13 protein-coding genes are annotated in these 16712 nt (G+C 45.9%); 6 read left to right on the plus strand and 7 right to left on the minus strand.

All coding sequences use genetic code 11. The features are described 5' to 3' along the window. Nucleotides 1–200: 200 nt before the first annotated feature. Complete coding sequence (locus AC5RDS_RS10465; protein ID WP_013610861.1) at nt 201–2900, minus strand: ROK family protein; 2700 nt, start codon at nt 2898–2900, stop codon at nt 201–203. Nucleotides 2901–3148: 248 nt separating this feature from the next. Between AC5RDS_RS10465 and AC5RDS_RS10470 the strand changes: the two genes are divergently transcribed. Further along, nucleotides 3149–3877 carry a GntR family transcriptional regulator gene (locus tag AC5RDS_RS10470; RefSeq protein WP_197699712.1) on the plus strand — a complete coding sequence of 243 codons (729 nt, stop codon included), beginning with the start codon at nt 3149–3151 and terminating at the stop codon, nt 3875–3877. A 295-nt stretch (nt 3878–4172) separates the two neighbouring features. Here AC5RDS_RS10470 and AC5RDS_RS10475 read toward each other — a convergent pair whose 3' ends face one another. Continuing rightward, a complete protein-coding gene (locus AC5RDS_RS10475; protein WP_013610859.1) occupies nt 4173–5426 on the minus strand; it encodes a M48 family metallopeptidase in 1254 nt (417 codons plus the stop codon). Between the two features lie 200 nt (nt 5427–5626). On the opposite strand from AC5RDS_RS10475, the gene AC5RDS_RS10480 reads away from it, so the two are divergent. From AC5RDS_RS10480 to AC5RDS_RS10490, 3 genes are all read left to right on the plus strand, one after another. Beyond that, a complete protein-coding gene (locus AC5RDS_RS10480; RefSeq protein ID WP_013610858.1) occupies nt 5627–7237 on the plus strand; it encodes a fumarate hydratase in 1611 nt (536 codons plus the stop codon). 357 nt (nt 7238–7594) lie between these two features. Continuing rightward, nucleotides 7595–9205, plus strand: coding sequence for an AMP-binding protein (locus tag AC5RDS_RS10485; protein ID WP_083813712.1), 1611 nt, complete (start codon nt 7595–7597; stop codon nt 9203–9205). Nucleotides 9206–9263: 58 nt separating this feature from the next. Then, nucleotides 9264–10253 (plus strand): EamA family transporter, encoded by a 990-nt coding sequence (locus AC5RDS_RS10490; RefSeq protein WP_013610856.1) that lies wholly within the window; start codon nt 9264–9266, stop codon nt 10251–10253. Nucleotides 10254–10286: 33 nt separating this feature from the next. Here AC5RDS_RS10490 and AC5RDS_RS10495 read toward each other — a convergent pair whose 3' ends face one another. Then, the gene (locus tag AC5RDS_RS10495) at nt 10287–10478 is read right to left on the minus strand and encodes a hypothetical protein (protein ID WP_046403958.1); all 192 of its coding nucleotides are present in this window, start codon (nt 10476–10478) and stop codon (nt 10287–10289) included. 604 nt (nt 10479–11082) lie between these two features. Between AC5RDS_RS10495 and AC5RDS_RS10500 the strand changes: the two genes are divergently transcribed. Together AC5RDS_RS10500 and AC5RDS_RS10505 are read left to right on the plus strand one after the other, a co-directional pair. Further along, nucleotides 11083–11373: a hypothetical protein gene (locus AC5RDS_RS10500; RefSeq protein ID WP_041556309.1), complete on the plus strand. Its 291-nt coding sequence runs from the start codon at nt 11083–11085 to the stop codon at nt 11371–11373. 160 nt (nt 11374–11533) lie between these two features. Continuing rightward, a complete protein-coding gene (locus AC5RDS_RS10505) occupies nt 11534–12865 on the plus strand; it encodes an ATP-binding protein (protein ID WP_013610855.1) in 1332 nt (443 codons plus the stop codon). A gap of 108 nt (nt 12866–12973) precedes the next feature. Here the strand turns inward: AC5RDS_RS10505 and tnpB are convergent, their stop codons facing one another. The 4 genes from tnpB to AC5RDS_RS10525 all read right to left on the minus strand — a co-directional run. Continuing rightward, complete coding sequence (gene tnpB / locus AC5RDS_RS10510; RefSeq protein WP_013610374.1) at nt 12974–13357, minus strand: IS66 family insertion sequence element accessory protein TnpB; 384 nt, start codon at nt 13355–13357, stop codon at nt 12974–12976. Then, the gene (tnpA, locus tag AC5RDS_RS10515; RefSeq protein ID WP_013610373.1) at nt 13345–13761 is read right to left on the minus strand and encodes an IS66 family insertion sequence element accessory protein TnpA; all 417 of its coding nucleotides are present in this window, start codon (nt 13759–13761) and stop codon (nt 13345–13347) included. Before tnpA ends, tnpB begins: the two co-directional genes overlap by 13 nt. A gap of 254 nt (nt 13762–14015) precedes the next feature. Further along, nucleotides 14016–15668: a fimbrillin family protein gene (locus AC5RDS_RS10520; protein WP_013610854.1), complete on the minus strand. Its 1653-nt coding sequence runs from the start codon at nt 15666–15668 to the stop codon at nt 14016–14018. 29 nt (nt 15669–15697) lie between these two features. Then, a partial coding sequence (locus AC5RDS_RS10525; RefSeq protein WP_494222326.1) for a fimbrillin family protein occupies nt 15698–16712 on the minus strand: 1015 nt, incomplete at its 5' end.

Here is a 16712-nt window from a genome sequence, read left to right on the forward strand (position 1 = left end):
AAAAGTATTTGGCACCCTCGATTTATTCGTATCCCTATTGGAGACTGAAATCAAATATCCGATTCTACAAGGGGGTATTTTGCCTTTTTGGACACCCTCATATATTAAATTTACAAGTATATTTTCCCTCTACAAGGATGCAAAACCGATGTACGCAAAATCCCTTTCTGAATTTGCCGGTATCCTACTTCTTTCCGACTTTATTCAAACCCATATCCTTTTTTGATAAAAGCTTTTACCAGTATCACCTTTTCTCCCGGTGTTTCATTTATAATCCGGTAAGTAGCGGCAGCAGCAGGAATTACAAACGTTTCGGCATAATTAAAGCGTTGCCTCATTCCTTCGCGAGTCTCCACCCTTACTGCTTTCCCTTCCACCACCATCCAAACCTGGCAACTCCCTTCGGTTTCTACTTCCACCGCATCTTCGACGGTATACCGATGGACATCGTAAAAATGCTTTTCATGGGTCGGCAGATGTTCGAGTGTATAATGTTCGTTTTTTTCCAATACCTCGGGATGACAAACCAGTTCTTTTGCCACCCGTTCTCCCTTCCGTTCGAAATAGAGGTTATCCATTCCCCGCTGTACATTCAGCGGACGGGGTTTCCCATTCAAATCCAACCTCAGCCAATCGTACATTTTAAAAGTAAAAATATACGGAGCGCTACTGATTTCCAGTACCATACAATTCTTTCCGGAAGCATGAACCGTTCCGTTGGGTATCAGAAAAAGGTCGTGTTTGTGTGCCGGAAATTTCTGTACATATTTTTCAATGTCTATCGTCTTACCTTCTGCCTGGCTCTGTTTCAATACCTCGCCGAACTCTTCAGGCCGGATATTTTCCTGAAATCCCAGATAAACCTGGGGATTCTGCCGGCTATCCAGGATATAATACGTCTCATCCTGTGTAAAAGGCATATTAAACTGTTCCCGGATGTACGTAGTCCGGGGGTGACACTGTACCGACAGGTTACCTCCATCGAAAGTATCCAGAAAATCAAAACGAATCGGGAAATCGGTTTTAAACACATCGGCCGATTCTCCCAGAACTTGACGGTAATCGTTATACATCAGAAAATCGAAAGAAACTTCCAAGCGATATCCGTTACTTTCGAACATCAGTCCATTTTCCAAAACCATCAATTCGAAAGACCAGGCTAAATTAGGCACTTCTTCATTCAATCCCGGGATGTGTTGTTTCATCCATTGCCCTCCCCATGCGCCGGGTTCGAACCAAGGGCGAACCCGGAAGAAATTTCTTCCCATCCGGTGTAATCCCTCTCTCAAATCCTCCCCGCTCATCATCAGCAATTGCTGTCCCCTGCGTTGTTCATCCACAATCAGCTCTATCTGTGGCAGACACTCCGCTTTATGCCGGTTCAGCACAACCCAATCCACAAAGAAAAAATGTTTATAGGTTTGCTGATTATTCTTCGGTTTATTCATGCCCAGATTTTTCACCCACCCGGCCCGCATGCGAAACTGTATTTCATTTTTAGGTACATCGACATAGATCAAAGGTGCTTTCCATCCGGCCAAAGCAGCTCCTATACCGATCAGCACATTGATATCGGCCTCCTGGTCCGGCCTAAAAGCGTTCAACTTCCCGGGATCAAACCAATCCCTCAATTGTCTCTCCGTCACCCGGCCGAACAACGGATCTTCTCCTCCCAGATCGGGAGCGAGCATCTCTTCCAACGTCCGAGCATCCCGCATCGCGACATCGGTACGGAACCAGCGTACACACTTCCCTCTCCGACGAAATTCATCTCCCAGTTCGCTCACCAGTTCGTCCCAAAACACTCCTCCATAACCATCGATAACCACCTGCCCGTGTCGCTCTATCCAATCGGCCAAACACCCTATCCCAGAACAGATCTTATTCTCCCCGACCGGAAAAGCCGGATACAAATCATAAACTCCCCGGGGAGTTGCCTGGGCTTTCATAGGAGCCAGATACTGTTTTGTATTTCTCTTTACTGTCTCTTCTTCCATCCCACTCCGGCCCAAGACCTGATTCGCATACATCGCCGCCCCGATCAGCGGAGCATCTTCCCATAAACGGCAAGTATCTATTCTCACTCCGATCCCCTGGGTTTCCAACTCAGACTTTATCCGTTCCAGAAATAAATCGGCACCCCGCATGATATTTCCCCCGAGCACCAAACAGTCCGGACAGAAATGTCTCAGAAAAGGAGCTATAAATCCGGTAAAATGATCGGCAAACTCTTCAAACAGGACTTTAGCAGCCTGTTCTCCCCGATAAGCATATTCCGCCAATGTCTTCACATCCATCACCGCTTTATCGGGAAAGCGGTGATTCCAGTTCGTTACAAACCAGCGGGTAGAAAAATAGTCGTCCGCAATACTATCCCGAAAAGGAATATTATACAAATATCCGTGTTCCGGAACGGCGGGCGTCGTTTCGTCCAATATTTCTTCCCGGGCCATAAACGTACTTCCCAGTCCGGTCCCGACCGTAACGACCATACTCCTCTCACTCCCCTGAGCCGCTCCCCCATAATATTCTCCCAAAGCATAAGCAGAAGCATCGTTCAGGAAGACAACCGGTAAACTGCATACCCTTTTTATTTCCTCTTTCAAATCCAAACCGAATAAGGCATCGAATTTTCGTACCCCATGAATAGCAGCTATTCCCCGGGTATAATCGAAAGGCCCGGGTATAGCAATTCCTATACCCCGCCATTCGTTTTCAGAACGCCCTTTCTTCAATGCTGTAATCACCCGAAGTATCCCCTTTATAATCGAAGTAGCAGAGCCTCCGGCATCTATTTTCTCATAAACTATAGTCCTCTGATCCATCTTCCCGGTAGTCCCTGTGACAATCCCACCTTTTACATGAGTTCCCCCGATATCGATTCCTAATAAATATTCCATTATTTCACCCACATTAATATGTATAGACATTTATACATTGACAAATATAGTGCATTCTTTTTATTGTTACAAAGTTTATCTCTTTTTATTGTTTTACCGACACAAGCCGAACAAATAACAAACTAACGATCAGCATATTATCCAAACATACTACTAAAAAACAATTACTTTTTTTGATTTATAAGAATGAAATTTTACTTTCGCAAATACAATTTTCCTACTTTTGCTTAAATTTTTCAATCATGAAAATATCGATCGATCACAATAGTGCGATACCTTTATATCTACAAATAGAAAATCAATTGAGGAACATCATCCGGGAACCGGAGTATAAAAAAGGGAAGATGTTACCCAACGAAGTAGATTTGTCGAAACAATTGGGAATTTCCCGGAATACGCTGCGCCAGGCGATCAACAACCTGGTCACTGAAGGGTTATTAGTCCGAAAAAAAGGGATCGGTACTATAGTAGTCAACCAATCGGTCAGCTCGAAAGCCAAAAACTGGTTGAGTTTCACCCAGGAAATGAAAGCGCAGGGAATCGAACCGACCAACTATGAATTACATACCAGCTGGGCGCTTCCTTCAGAAGAGATCTGTCGTTTTTTCTCCATCACCGATGAAAAGAAAATATTAAAACTGGAGCGTTTACGGGGTAATCCGGAATTTCCGTTCGTTTATTTCATCTCTTATTTCAATCCCCGGATAGGGCTGACCGGTAATGAAGATTTTTCCCGTCCCCTATACGAAATATTAGAACAAGATTATAGTTCTGTTGCAAAAATTTCGAAAGAAGAAATCAGTGCCCAGCTTGCCGACAAATTTCTGGCTCAGAAGCTTGAAATCAAGCCCGGGGACGCTATACTCATCCGAAAACGATTTGTATATGACCCGGGGGGACGCCCTCTGGAATGGAATATCGGCTATTACCGGGCCGATAGCTTCGTTTATACGCTTGAGTTCGAGAGGGAAGTATGAATTGGAGTTTATAAAATGCCGGAAGACCATTGGAGCGGGAACGAGTATCCGGTTCGGTTTTTCGAACGACCGATGGTGTCTGACGGAAACGTAACGTAAAGTTTTTTGCGCAGTAAGGGGTTCCGCCGTTCAGTGAGTTCTTCGAATAAGCGAAAGAAAAACAAAAGATTTTGTTTTTCCGAACAGGAGAAAAACCGATAAAATCAACGAAAGTCTTAACGGACCGGTCTGACGGTATAAAATCCGGAATCGGAATAGAAAGAAAAAACATACCTATATTTCAGGTAAACCGGATTTACTCGGCATCCACAGCTTCTACCTGTCCGATCGCCCTGATTCTTTTCAACAAAGAGGGATGCGAATAGTATACCCATTCGTACAGTGGATGGGGGGTGAGATTGCTTAAAGACTTCACAGAGATCTTCTTCAAGCCGGAAATGAGCGATTCACCATCGTAATACCGGGCAGCAAAAGCATCTGCCTGATATTCATTTTTCCGCGACCAGGCATTCATCACCAATCCCAATATCATACTCAACGGCGAATAGAGGATGGTAAAAGCGATCAATCCCAATTGGAAACAGGCCCGGTCACCTCCCAGAGCCATTGACAAAGCCGGCTGGTTTACAAAAAGCGAAAACAACCAAAGGATCACACCGGTCTGAATCACAGATGCCAGCATAAATTGAACGGTATGCCGTTTTTTATTGTGTCCGACTTCATGGGCCAGGACAGCAACAATTTCTTCCTCGGTCAAATCCTTTATCAGGGTATCATACAAGACAATCCGTTTGCGGGGACCGAAACCGGTAAAATAAGCATTTGCCTTCGTAGAACGCTTCGATCCGTCGATTACAAAAATATTGTCCAGTTTAAAGCTCACTTTCTCTGCAAAAGCATTGATTTTATCCCGTAAAGCCCCGGCCTCCAAAGGAGTCTGCTTATTGAACAAAGGCACAATCAACTGGGAATAAAACATAGCCATAAAAACCGAGAATACAGAAACTATTCCCCAGGCATACAACCAAAAGAAAGAACCAGCCCATTCATAAAACCAGACGACAGCCGACAGCAACAGTCCGCCGATCACCCCGGAAACCAACATTCCTTTGAGTAAATCCAATCCATAGGTCTTCATTGTCGTTTTGTTGAAACCATATTTTTCTTCAATATGAAAAGTAGCATACCAATCGAAAGGCAAACCGAGTAGCCCGGAAACCAGCGACAAGCCCAACATAAAAAGTAAGGTCTGTAAAACCGCCTGATCTGTCCAGGTCACCACCCAGGCATTCCACCAACCGAAACCTCCTGTACACAAAAACACCATCATCACGATAAAAGAAAAAGTGGAACTGATCAGATCGAAACGATTCGTTTCGCGCTTATAATTCTGAAAACGTGCATATTCTTTTTCATCGTAAATTCCCTTAAGATTTTCAGGTAATACAGGCGCCATAGCCCGCATATTCACCCATTCCAAAATCCGTTCTACAATAAAATCAGCAACTAAAAAAACAACGATAATAATAAAAACAACCTCAGTATTCATATTCAAAATAAAAAAGTATAAACGGATAAAACTATTCTGCCGTTAATTTTTACAAAAATAGTAAAATCCATATATTCCTCCATGATTTATTCAGATCATTTCTAATTACAGAAATTTTTCTTTAAAACTCTCGGGATTTTCATTTATTAATTTTAATTTCGTTGCGCAAATAATGAATTCATAAATCAATCCAGATAAGTATGGCAGAATTTAAGTATCAGGAACCGTTTCCTATTGAAAATGATACCACAGTGTATCGCCTTTTGACAAAAGATTATGTAAAAACGATCGAATGTGAAGGACGTAAGATTTTAAAAATAGAGCGTGAAGGGTTAGAGTTATTGGCTCGCGAAGCTTATGCAGACGTCTCTTTTTACCTGCGCGCCGCTCATTTGCAAAAATTAGCCGACATCCTGAAAGATCCGGAGGCCAGTGACAACGATAAATTCGTTGCCCACACCATGTTGATGAACCAAGTGGTTTCGGCAGAAGGGGAACTACCGACCTGTCAGGATACCGGTACGGCCATTTGTATCGGTAAAAAGGGAGAAAACGTATGGACCGGGATCAATGATGCCGAAGCGATCAGCAAAGGGGTATTCGAAACTTACCGGGACCGCAATCTGCGTTATTCCCAGGTAGTGCCTTTTACCATGACAGAAGAAAAAAACACCGGGACCAATCTGCCGGCACAGATCGACCTTTATGCCACACAGGGCAATAAATACGAATTTTTGTTCATCACCAAGGGAGGGGGCTCTGCCAATAAGACTTTCCTTTACCAGCAGACAAAAGCTTTATTGAACGAAGAAACCCTGACTAAATTTATCCAGCAAAAAGTATTGGATCTGGGTACTTCGGCCTGTCCTCCCTACCATTTAGCGGTAGTCATCGGCGGCACTTCGGCCGAAGCTTGTCTGACCACAGTCAAGAAAGCCTCGGCAGGCTACTACGATCATCTCCCCACTTCGGGTAATGAAGGTGGCCGTGCTTTCCGGGATCTGGAATGGGAAGAAAAGATCTTGAAGATTTGCCGGGACAAAGGTATCGGAGCCCAGTTCGGAGGTAAATATTGGGTACACGATGTACGTGTGATCCGTCTTCCGCGTCATGCAGCTTCTTGTCCTGTCGGCATCGGAGTCAGCTGTAGTGCCGACCGGAATATCAAAGGTAAAATCACGGAAGAAGGGATTTTCCTCGAACAACTCGAGAAGAATCCGGCACGTTTTCTGCCGGCAGAAAGTCCTGCTTTAACTCCGGCGGTCAATATCGACCTCGATCAACCGATGGAAAACGTATTGAAAGAACTGAGCAAATATCCGGTGAAAACCCGTTTGAACCTATCAGGGACCCTGATCGTTGCCCGGGACATCGCCCATGCCCGGATCAAACAAATGATCGACGAAGGCAAACCGATGCCCGAATATTTCAAAAAACATCCGGTCTATTATGCCGGTCCTGCCAAAACTCCGAAAGGCATGGCATCAGGTAGTTTCGGACCGACGACAGCCGGGCGTATGGACCCTTATGTCGATCTGTTCCAGTCTTTAGGTGGTTCTATGATCATGGTAGCCAAAGGCAACCGTTCGATCGACGTCACTAATGCCTGCAAAAAGCATGGCGGATTCTATCTGGGATCGATCGGTGGACCGGCAGCCATTCTGGCTAAGAACAGCATAAAATCGGTCGAAGTGGTCGATTTCGAAGAACTCGGTATGGAAGCTGTCCGCAAAATCCGCGTAGAAAACTTCCCGGCCTTCATCATCGTCGATGACAAAGGCAACGATTTTTTCGCTGAGTGGGCTCATTGATAACAAGAGACTATCCAACGGTTTGTTGTAGTTAACCTCCTTTTGAGGGTCATTCTGCCGATTGGCGGAGCTTCGTTTCTGATCGATAACAGGGATCAGGAAATGAAGTTCCGCCAATCTTTCTTTTTTCAAAAGACAGCTCAAGTTTGAAAAGTCGCTTATCGATATTCCAGGGCATAGAAACCATCCATTTATTTTTCACACTTATTTCCGGTTTGTGAAATAAAGACAAAAATTTTTGCACACCTTGACGTCATTTGTGTAAATATCTCATTTATTGATAAATAAGCTATGTTGTTTCATTTTATTGTCGTTATTTTGTGGTCGCACACAAAACACGACAATAAATTAATAGCTATGCAAGCAACATTATCCTATGCCTGCGGAATATCAGATATTCCGTTGAAAGGAGAGACAATCGGTCAGAATCTGCGACAAATAGCAGCAAAATTTCCGGAACGGACTGCTTTGATTTCCGAGTATCAACAATACCGGGCCAATTACAGTGAATTTCTGGAACAAGTCGAACAGGTAGCCAAGGCCTTGATGGCCCACGGGATTCGCCGGGGCGACCGGGTAGGCATCTGGTCACCGAACCGCTACGAATGGGTATTGGTACAATATGCCACAGCCTTGATGGGGGCTATTATGGTAAACATCAATCCGGGATACAAACTTTCGGGTTTGCGTTATGCCCTGGAACAAAGCCGGATCGATCTTTTGATCGCTTCCTCCCACTTCCGGAAAACCGATTATATCAAAATGCTGGACGAGCTCCGTCCGGATTGTCTTTATCCCAAACAAACCGTCATCATCGACCGCGACTGGGCAACTTTTTTATCGAGCGCTTCTCAGGTGAGCGATGCCCGACTGGCCGAACGGGAAGCCTCCCTGCAATTCGACGATCCTGTCAATATCCAGTATACTTCGGGTACAACCGGTTATCCCAAAGGAGCGACTCTCTCCCATCACAATATCCTGAATAACGGATTTTTCATCGGGGAACGCTTGAAATACACGGAAAAAGATATCGTATGTCTGCCGGTTCCTTTTTACCATTGTTTCGGTATGGTATTGGGCAATATGGCTATCGTCACTCACGGGGCCTGTATCGTTATCCCCGGAGAATTTTTCGATCCGGAACAGGTGTTACAGACTGTCGAAAATGAAAGGTGTACCTCCTTATACGGTGTCCCGACCATGTTTATTGCAGAACTGGATCTGCCCGATTTCGCCAAATACAATTTAAAATCTCTCCGAACAGGTATCATGGCAGGTGCACCTTGTCCGATCGATACCATGCACAAGGTACAATCCCTGATGAATATGACAGAAATTTGTGTTTGTTACGGCATGACAGAGACCTCTCCGGTTTCTACCGAAAGCTGTACGGACGATCCGCTGGAACTGAGGGTAACGACGGTAGGTACCGTCCACCCCCACGTAGAGATTAAAATCATAGATCCGGAAAGCGGCGCAATCGTCCCCCGGGGTACAGCCGGGGAACTCTGCACCCGGGGATATTCGGTGATGTTAGGCTACTGGGATAATCCCGAAGACACCAAAGCCATCATCGACGAAACCCGCTGGCTTCATTCCGGTGATATCGCCGTCATGGATGAAAACGGCTATGTGAGTATAGTCGGACGTATCAAAGACCTGATCATCCGGGGTGGAGAAAATATCTCTCCCAAAGAGATCGAAGATTTTCTGATCGTCCACGAAGGGGTCTCCGACGTACAGGTCATCGGTGTATACAGTGAAAAATACGGAGAAGAAGTGATGGCCTGGATCTTCTCCGTCCCAAACGTTAAACTCTGTTCACGCTGTTCCTTTTCTATGTATCTCTGTATACCTGGAAAAGGAACGGCCCCTATCAGTACTTATCCGACTCACAGCAACCGTCAGAGGCAGCACACCGGCCACGGTATACCAACACTACCGAACAAAGCTCTGGCCAAAGCTTAAACTATCTTTACATTTCTACGTACAACAGACATTCGAACTGCTTTAGAAAACAAGATCTATGAAAGGTGTACTTCTCGCATTATCCACTGTTATCGTCTGGGCCATTCTAAATGTAGTCAACCGGTTTTGTGTTTTGCAATACGATGTCAATATTATGGTATTCACCTCTTTTATGATTTTCGCCACCGGTGTCACTTTAATGATCATCCGCAAACAGGTCATGCCCCAAAACTGGAAAAGCGGAGTAAAATACTCCTGGCTGTACACCATTATGCAGATCATCCGCAGTTTCACGATGATCTCTACCTTCCTTTATATCACTTCGACAGAGACCAGTCTTCTGTTCAACATAGAGATTATAATCACTTACATTCTGGCCTATGCCATTTTTCGAAGAATACCTTATAAAGGGGATTTCCTGGGCATTCTCATTATATTGCTCGGATTTATATTATTTATTTTTTCCCTTCCAGTACACATGCGTGTGATTGTCTCCATCCTGGTGTTGCTGTCGGCGACAGCCAGTTGCATCCGCTCGATCGTCGTGGAGGAAACCACCATCTGGAATCCGGATACCAGCGTCCGGCAAAAATGCGGTATTTCAGGATATACGATGTTTTACGGAGGCCTGTCCCTGATCGTCTTTTTCTTTGCCATAGCTCTCCTGAAATTTTTTCTCGGGGATCGGCTCCCTCCTTTTTTGAGTTTTCTAACGCTCCTCCCCGATCTGCCCGAAATGATCCATCCGGAAACAATTATCAGCGCCTGTCTGGCCGGTTTATTCATCAATGCATCCACTACTTACCTCTATTATGCAACTTTAAAATTTTCCACCTCAGAAACCTTTATGGCTGTACGTGCTTTTCAACCTGTGCTCACTTATTTACTGGAAGTGATCGCAGCCCTCTATTATGCCGCCATGCGTCCACAGCTGGATACCCAGGATTATATTTACGGAGGAATCATCATCTTAGGTTCCTTACTGATTCTGATCATTCCTTCCAAAGGCAGTTACACCCATCAATCCAAAGACTTTATTACCGATTAAGCTTATCCCTCACCGGTTTCTTTCCATACGACATCAATACCGGCATAAGGAATACCAGGGCGATGACAGAAAACAGTAAACCGCCGATCCAATGGTTAGGAGTAGCCGAATGAGGAATTTCCCTGCACATATCCCTGCCAGCCAAAGCCAGACGCTTCCGCCCCAAAGGAGAGAGCCTGCGAGTGCAAGTGCCACCCAAATTGATATTTTGTATCTCAGTTTCATCTTATCTGATTTTTTTTGATTTTATGCGGATTCCAGAGGTGAGGAAGTTGAGTTTCCATTTTCTTTTTCCCTGCTTCTCGCATATCCGACATTTTTTTTATGCGTCTTTCCGTCGGGTCGGTCGTTTTCGTTTCAGTGGCGTAAAAAGGTAGGGCTTAGGACAAACAAGGTTTTATGGCGAGAATACTACCTGCAATGAAATGGAAGTGTGGAGATTGTCGTCTAAACGGCTTGCCGCCCCGACCTTTTTTGTCCGTGGAAGCCCGGAACTACCTTTGCCGCTGACAACGAACAACCGATCCCGACATAATACACGGGCATAAGTGGAGGATGTGCAGACGGAGAAGCGGGGCGAAAACAAAAAACGTAGTCTTCGGGGACTGCATTTATCATAGAAACAGAATACACGGAAAACAAAAAGCCGCCCCAACGGACGGCTCTATGAAAATAATTTGGAGAAAAATCTTTTTTCTCACGATATACCCTTATCTTTGCAACAGGTTATTCGAGTTATGCAAAGCGTTGTATATCATTGCAGAAGATAGGTCGCCAAATCATTACCTACTGCATTTCATAACTCATTAGGCTATTGAATGCCAATTACTTGAACCTAAATGATAGTTTTCTCCAAAAAACAAAAAAGAAGGTTGCGAATGGGTTGCAAATTTTCATGATTTTTGTAATTTTTTTGCCGATTCCTTTGTTTATTCCTTCATTTTTTATATCTGTAAAACAACAACACAATCATAACAGCCAATACCCTGAAAAACGCTCTTCTCTTTACCCGTTCCCAGATCAACTCGTTTCCATATCCTCCGGCAAAACGATGAACCTACAAATCGTTGACAGCAAGAAGACGGAAGCCGTCAATCTGGTGGATAAGGTGTTTGCTTAGTAAAGCATTTTGAGAATCAGGCTATTTTTAAAAATATTAAAATTGAGATTCACTTTTATCATACAAAGATTTTGAGATTTATGTCATTTTACAAAGAAAACATTTTGAGATATATGCAGATTTCGTTATCTTTGTTCTATATTGATAACTGTGCAGATATATGATATTCAAAAGGAAAATATATAATGAGCTTCTGCAATGGAAGCGGACGGATGAAGGCAGGACTGCCGTATTGATACAGGGTGCGAGACGTGTCGGGAAATCCACCATTGCTGAAGAGTTTGCAACTAACGAATACGAAACTCATATACTGGTAGATTTTGCCGCATGTTCGACAGAAATCCGGGATTTGTTCAATGACGTGTCCGACCTTAACCGAATTTTCATGCGCCTGCAACTGGAATACGGTGTCGAGTTGAAGGAACGGAAGTCTGTCATCATCTTTGATGAAGTCCAGCTTGCACCCAAAGCGAGGCAGGCGATCAAGTATCTTGTGAAAGACGGAAGGTATGATTACATAGAGACCGGCTCGTTGATTTCAATTCGCAAGAATGTCAAGGACATCCTGATCCCAAGCGAGGAGGTCAAACTCCACATGTTTCCCATGGATTATGAGGAGTTCAGGTGGGCACTAGGAGATACGACCACCATCAGACTGCTCCAAGGCTGTTTTCACGACAAAACATCCTTGGGAGATGCTACGAACCGCAAACTGATGCGTGATTTCCGGTTGTATATGCTTGTCGGTGGCATGCCACAGGCCGTGGTAGTTTATCTTGAAACCAACAATCTGGAAAAAGTAGACAGTGTGAAGCGTTCCATAATAACCTTGTATGAGGATGACTTCAACAAAATCGACCCGACGGGAAACGCTTCCAAGATATTCCGCCAGATTCCGGCCCAGTTAACGGGCAATGCCAACAGGTATTTGGCATGGAGCGCAACGGATGGCACGCGTAATTCCGCACTGGCAGAGATACTTTCCGAAGTCAGGGAATCGATGGTGGTCAACATGGCTTACCATGCCAATGACCCGAGTGTGGGAATGGCATTGCACCAAGACCCCAACAAATACAAGATGTTTGCAGGCGATACGGGGCTGTTCGTCACTCTCGCATTCTGGGACAGCAAGTTTACCGACAACACAATATACCATAAGCTGCTTGCTGACAAGTTGAGCACAGACCTCGGGTATGTCTATGAGAATGTTGTCGCACAGATGCTGAAGGCTTCCGGGCACGAATTGTACTATTATACTTTTCCCACCGGCAGCGGCAAGCATAACTATGAGGTGGACTTTCTGATTGCGGATGGTGACAAGGTAAGCCCCGTCGAAGTCAAGTCATCCGGTTATAAGGCGCATACATCGCTGGATGCCTTTTGCGGCAAGTTCTCTTCCCGGATAAGGAACAAATATCTGGTTTACACGAAAGATATGCGCAAGGACGGCGATGTCTTGTATCTTCCCGTATATATGACAATGTTTCTATGATTATGGACGGTATGCTATCGAATATCTCCATCTTCTTTCGTTGTCATTCAATATCCTGTTTGATTGTATAAAGGTAGTGAAAAACAACCGGAAAAGCAAGCCGGCAAGCTATTTGTTTACAGATATTTGCCAGTGTCTTTTCAGATCGGAGAGCCGTCTTTGCCTTCCCTTTCGTTTGTCCTCGTTGATGCCTTCCACCATGATGACAAGATCACTCCAGGTCATGGGGTACGAGTGGGTTTCAGGATCATAAGCGGGGATTTTAAAAGTTCCTTCCTCAAGCAGTTTCTCGTACATCACCAGACCTCCCGTTTCTGCGTGCAGAAGCTTTATACGGTTTTTCAGCCTGTTGATAAAGATGTACACATCTCCATTCCGGACATCCCCGTTCATTTTTTCCCGGATCAGACCGCTCAAGCTGAACATGCCCTTACGCATATCGGTACTGCCGGGGCATAAAAAGTAACGCATGGAGTCGTTCAGGCAAAACATGTTCCACACAGTTTAGTGAGCAGGCTCAAAGCGGCTTTACAACCACCCGTGCCCTTAAATTTCATTTTAATCCCGTTGGGAAGCTCCAGGGATATTTCCGAGTTGTCAGTACATTTACCGGAAGTTTTCTCTGTCTTTTGCGGGCACAAGGCAGGTTTGGACTGGAACGTTGGTGCAGACACATTGTTGTTGTCTATGCTTATCGGAACAAAACCATCCATGCCAGCTGTGGGGACACTTCCGGATTTAAGCTCCTCGTCCGATATATTGAAACGTGAGCGCCAGTCGTAAAACTGGGAACGGTTATATCCTTCATTCGCACAAAAATCCTTTACCGTTAAGTTGCTTTGGCGTTGTCGAAGAAGAATATGGAAAAACTCCTCCCTTGTCATATATTTTGCCATAAATCCTTTTTGCACACAAAGATAAACGGGAAAGGATATTATGACAAGATGTATTTGCTCAACCGCTTACTTATCCTTTAAAAAAGCAAATTCTCACCACGGCAGACCTTGCAAGCTCGACCTGCAACAAAACTCAACAATATCTTTCTATTCTTCTTATCCCAACAGAAAGAAGAGCATACAACACTTCCTCCTTTCTTTATCCGGATACTGTCCTAACAGCTTTTGGAAACAGTCGTCAGTACACCGGTTTCTCAGAAAGCAAGGACGGGACGCACATTGTCACTGCCGTCGAATTTACTTGCCCAGATGCAGCGCACCATGCCTTGGAAGTTGTTCAAAATCCAGTACCATGTGTGGTACTTCGAGTGCTCCGAAGACGAACAAAACGAGACGAGGTTGTTGAATGTATCCTTGTCCCCAACGGCGATATTCTCCATCCATTTGTTCAAAGCGGCGGGAACATCTCCTTGGCTCTTCCAGAGGAATTCTCCAGCGATGTCTGGCGAGGTTTGCTGGGTAACGTCCGCCAAAGCCGGACAACCGCCCAGATTTTGCAGGATGTCCCACCATTGGCCGGAGGCTGGAAGATACCAGCCGGTCGTGGTCGCAGGAACCGGACAGGTCGTGTTATAATCATAGGCGGCCTTGAATGCGGGATAACTGTCGAAGTTGCCGCGATTGGTGCGGATATGCTCGCAATTTCCGTAACCGCTGATGTCGTTGTAGTTATCGGCTTTCGTCCTGCATGTTGTAAGCCCCTCATCCATACCGAAAAGGCCCCACGCTTGTCTTGTCGCGATATTCTTCACAGCCATGACAAGGCCATGGACATTACCTTCTCCGCCTAACTTCTCTTTTTCCTTTGCACCGATACGGCTCTTGTCCGTCTGGAAAACGATGCCGACGACTTTAGCCGCCTGCACCGTCGTTTCGTCCGCCTCTTTCGGAATCAGATACCCCGTCGTACCGTTATTTTTCGTGCAGTAGAAGTCTCCGATGCGGGCAATGCCCGATTCGGCATAGGTGACGTTCTTTATGGTTTCCGCCGCGCCGTCCACCTTGTATCTCTTGTATTCCCCTACGACAGGATGGGACGCGGACGTGGTGATGGTAAACTCCCTGTTCCCCCCGTCATAACATCCCTCGATAGTCGGCATGGACGAGTGCACCAAGTAGCGGTAAGTGCCGTCAGCCATGCGCAGCGGCTTGGCGGTGCCTGTGAACGTAGCTTCTGCCCCCACGGTGTAGTCGGGAACATTCGCGTCGATAAACTTGTAAACGGTCTTCGGCATCTCGATGACGGCCAACGCCATGCGGTGTTTCATGGCGAAAGAGAGGTGGATGGTGTTGCCCGTCCCTGTCGTTGAGCCTCCGGCTGTCATCAGGTCGGAGGCGGTGTAAGCGGCATGGGTGCTCTGGTCGTCCCCGGGTTGCCAGCCATCAATGAGCGGCTTGAAGAACTCGGCATCGGTCATGACCGCCCCCTCCGCAGGTGTGGCAGTCTTGCCCGCCATGTCCGCCTGATAAGGATAGTAGAGGTAGTAGCTCTCTCCATCCATTCCGGCGGCAAGCGTCGTACCGTCGGTTTTCCACATGATGCCGCCCGTGGCGGCATCCTTTTCGGCTGTCAGCTTCACGTTTGAATAAACCGGCTTTCCGCCGCGCACCATGTAGAATCCGCAGGCATCGCCTTCGGTGAACTCGGTGGTGTAGCCGTTCTCCACGGCACGGGTCTCGACACGGGTTTTCATATTCTCAACAGCCGATGTATATCCGCCATCGGTAACGGAGATTGTCAGTTGCTGCGCCTTGTCTTGCACGGCAGGGAACTCTTCTTGCGTGCAGGATACAAGCAGCAGGAGCAACGCAGCTTGCAAGAGGTGGTATATGTTTTGTATCTTCATATTCTTAAAGGACTAAATAGGCAAATAGTTCAGAAAGCAAGGACGGGACGGACAGCGTTACTCCATTTCTTATAGACAAAGTCGCAGCACACGTAATCAGAGGAGTACACGTTCCAGTTCCGTGCGCGGAACTGATTTAACTCCGATGACGACCAAAAACGGTCACCGGTGGTAAAATCATTCTTGCTGTCGGCTGCAATTTTATTCATCCAAGCATTCAAGGCAGCTGGAACATCGCCTTGACCTAGCCAACGGAAATCACCGGAATCCGACGAGGTTTGCTGACCTTTATCCGCCATAGCCGGACAACCGCCCAGATTCTGAAGGATGTCCCACCACTGACCGGAGGAAGGAATAAACCAGCCTGTGGTATTACGAGGTGGGCGGTATTCATTTATACTGTACATATCATTCCATTTCTCGACGGCTTCGAAGGCCGGATATGCCTCAATTCCACCGATACTATTTGCATGGTCAAGAATCTTGGTGTAATTGTGCAGACCGCTGATGTCAGAGTAGATTTCAGACTTGGACCAGCAGTCTTTCACGTCTTCCAAATTATTCTCTTCATGGCTCCATTGGATATCTGTTGCGGTGTTCTTTAAGGCCATTACAAGGCCATGCACATTCCCTTCGCCCAATTTGGACTTTTCGGCAGTGCCGATACGGCTCGGGTCCGTCTGGAAAACGATACCGATGACTCTTCTTTCTATTTCACTTTTTGTTTGGAGTACGGGAGCAGGCTTGGGGCTTGCTATCTTCATACTGCCGTCAGTATAGATTTTGCGCAGGCCGCCGTCGCTCCAAGTCCCGTCGGAATAGAAGTAGTCGCCGATTTTAAGTTCGTCAGCTGTGAAACTTTGCTTTACCTTTTTGGAGGTGACGTTCTCCTCGCCACATGCAACCCACGTGCCACCGGTCACCGCCTGCACGTCTATTCCGCTTGCTTTCACGGTGATGGTGTAGGCATACCGCTTGCCACCGAAAAACCCAAATTTGCCGGCAGCTTCTGTTTCGGGAGTGTAGGTAAAGTCATTGCTGCCT

It is taken from the genome of Odoribacter sp., from assembly GCF_985060555.1.

Coding starts and splice junctions, on each gene's coding strand:
- AC5RDS_RS10465 (WP_013610861.1), bottom strand. CDS start 2,900: ATGGAATATTTATTAGGAATCGATATCGGGGGAACTCATGTAAAAGGT.
- AC5RDS_RS10475 (WP_013610859.1), bottom strand. CDS start 5,426: ATGAATACTGAGGTTGTTTTTATTATTATCGTTGTTTTTTTAGTTGCT.
- AC5RDS_RS10480 (WP_013610858.1), top strand. CDS start 5,627: ATGGCAGAATTTAAGTATCAGGAACCGTTTCCTATTGAAAATGATACC.
- AC5RDS_RS10485 (WP_083813712.1), top strand. CDS start 7,595: ATGCAAGCAACATTATCCTATGCCTGCGGAATATCAGATATTCCGTTG.
- AC5RDS_RS10490 (WP_013610856.1), top strand. CDS start 9,264: ATGAAAGGTGTACTTCTCGCATTATCCACTGTTATCGTCTGGGCCATT.
- AC5RDS_RS10495 (WP_046403958.1), bottom strand. CDS start 10,478: ATGAAACTGAGATACAAAATATCAATTTGGGTGGCACTTGCACTCGCA.
- AC5RDS_RS10505 (WP_013610855.1), top strand. CDS start 11,534: ATGATATTCAAAAGGAAAATATATAATGAGCTTCTGCAATGGAAGCGG.
- tnpB (WP_013610374.1), bottom strand. CDS start 13,357: ATGTTTTGCCTGAACGACTCCATGCGTTACTTTTTATGCCCCGGCAGT.
- tnpA (WP_013610373.1), bottom strand. CDS start 13,761: ATGGCAAAATATATGACAAGGGAGGAGTTTTTCCATATTCTTCTTCGA.
- AC5RDS_RS10520 (WP_013610854.1), bottom strand. CDS start 15,668: ATGAAGATACAAAACATATACCACCTCTTGCAAGCTGCGTTGCTCCTG.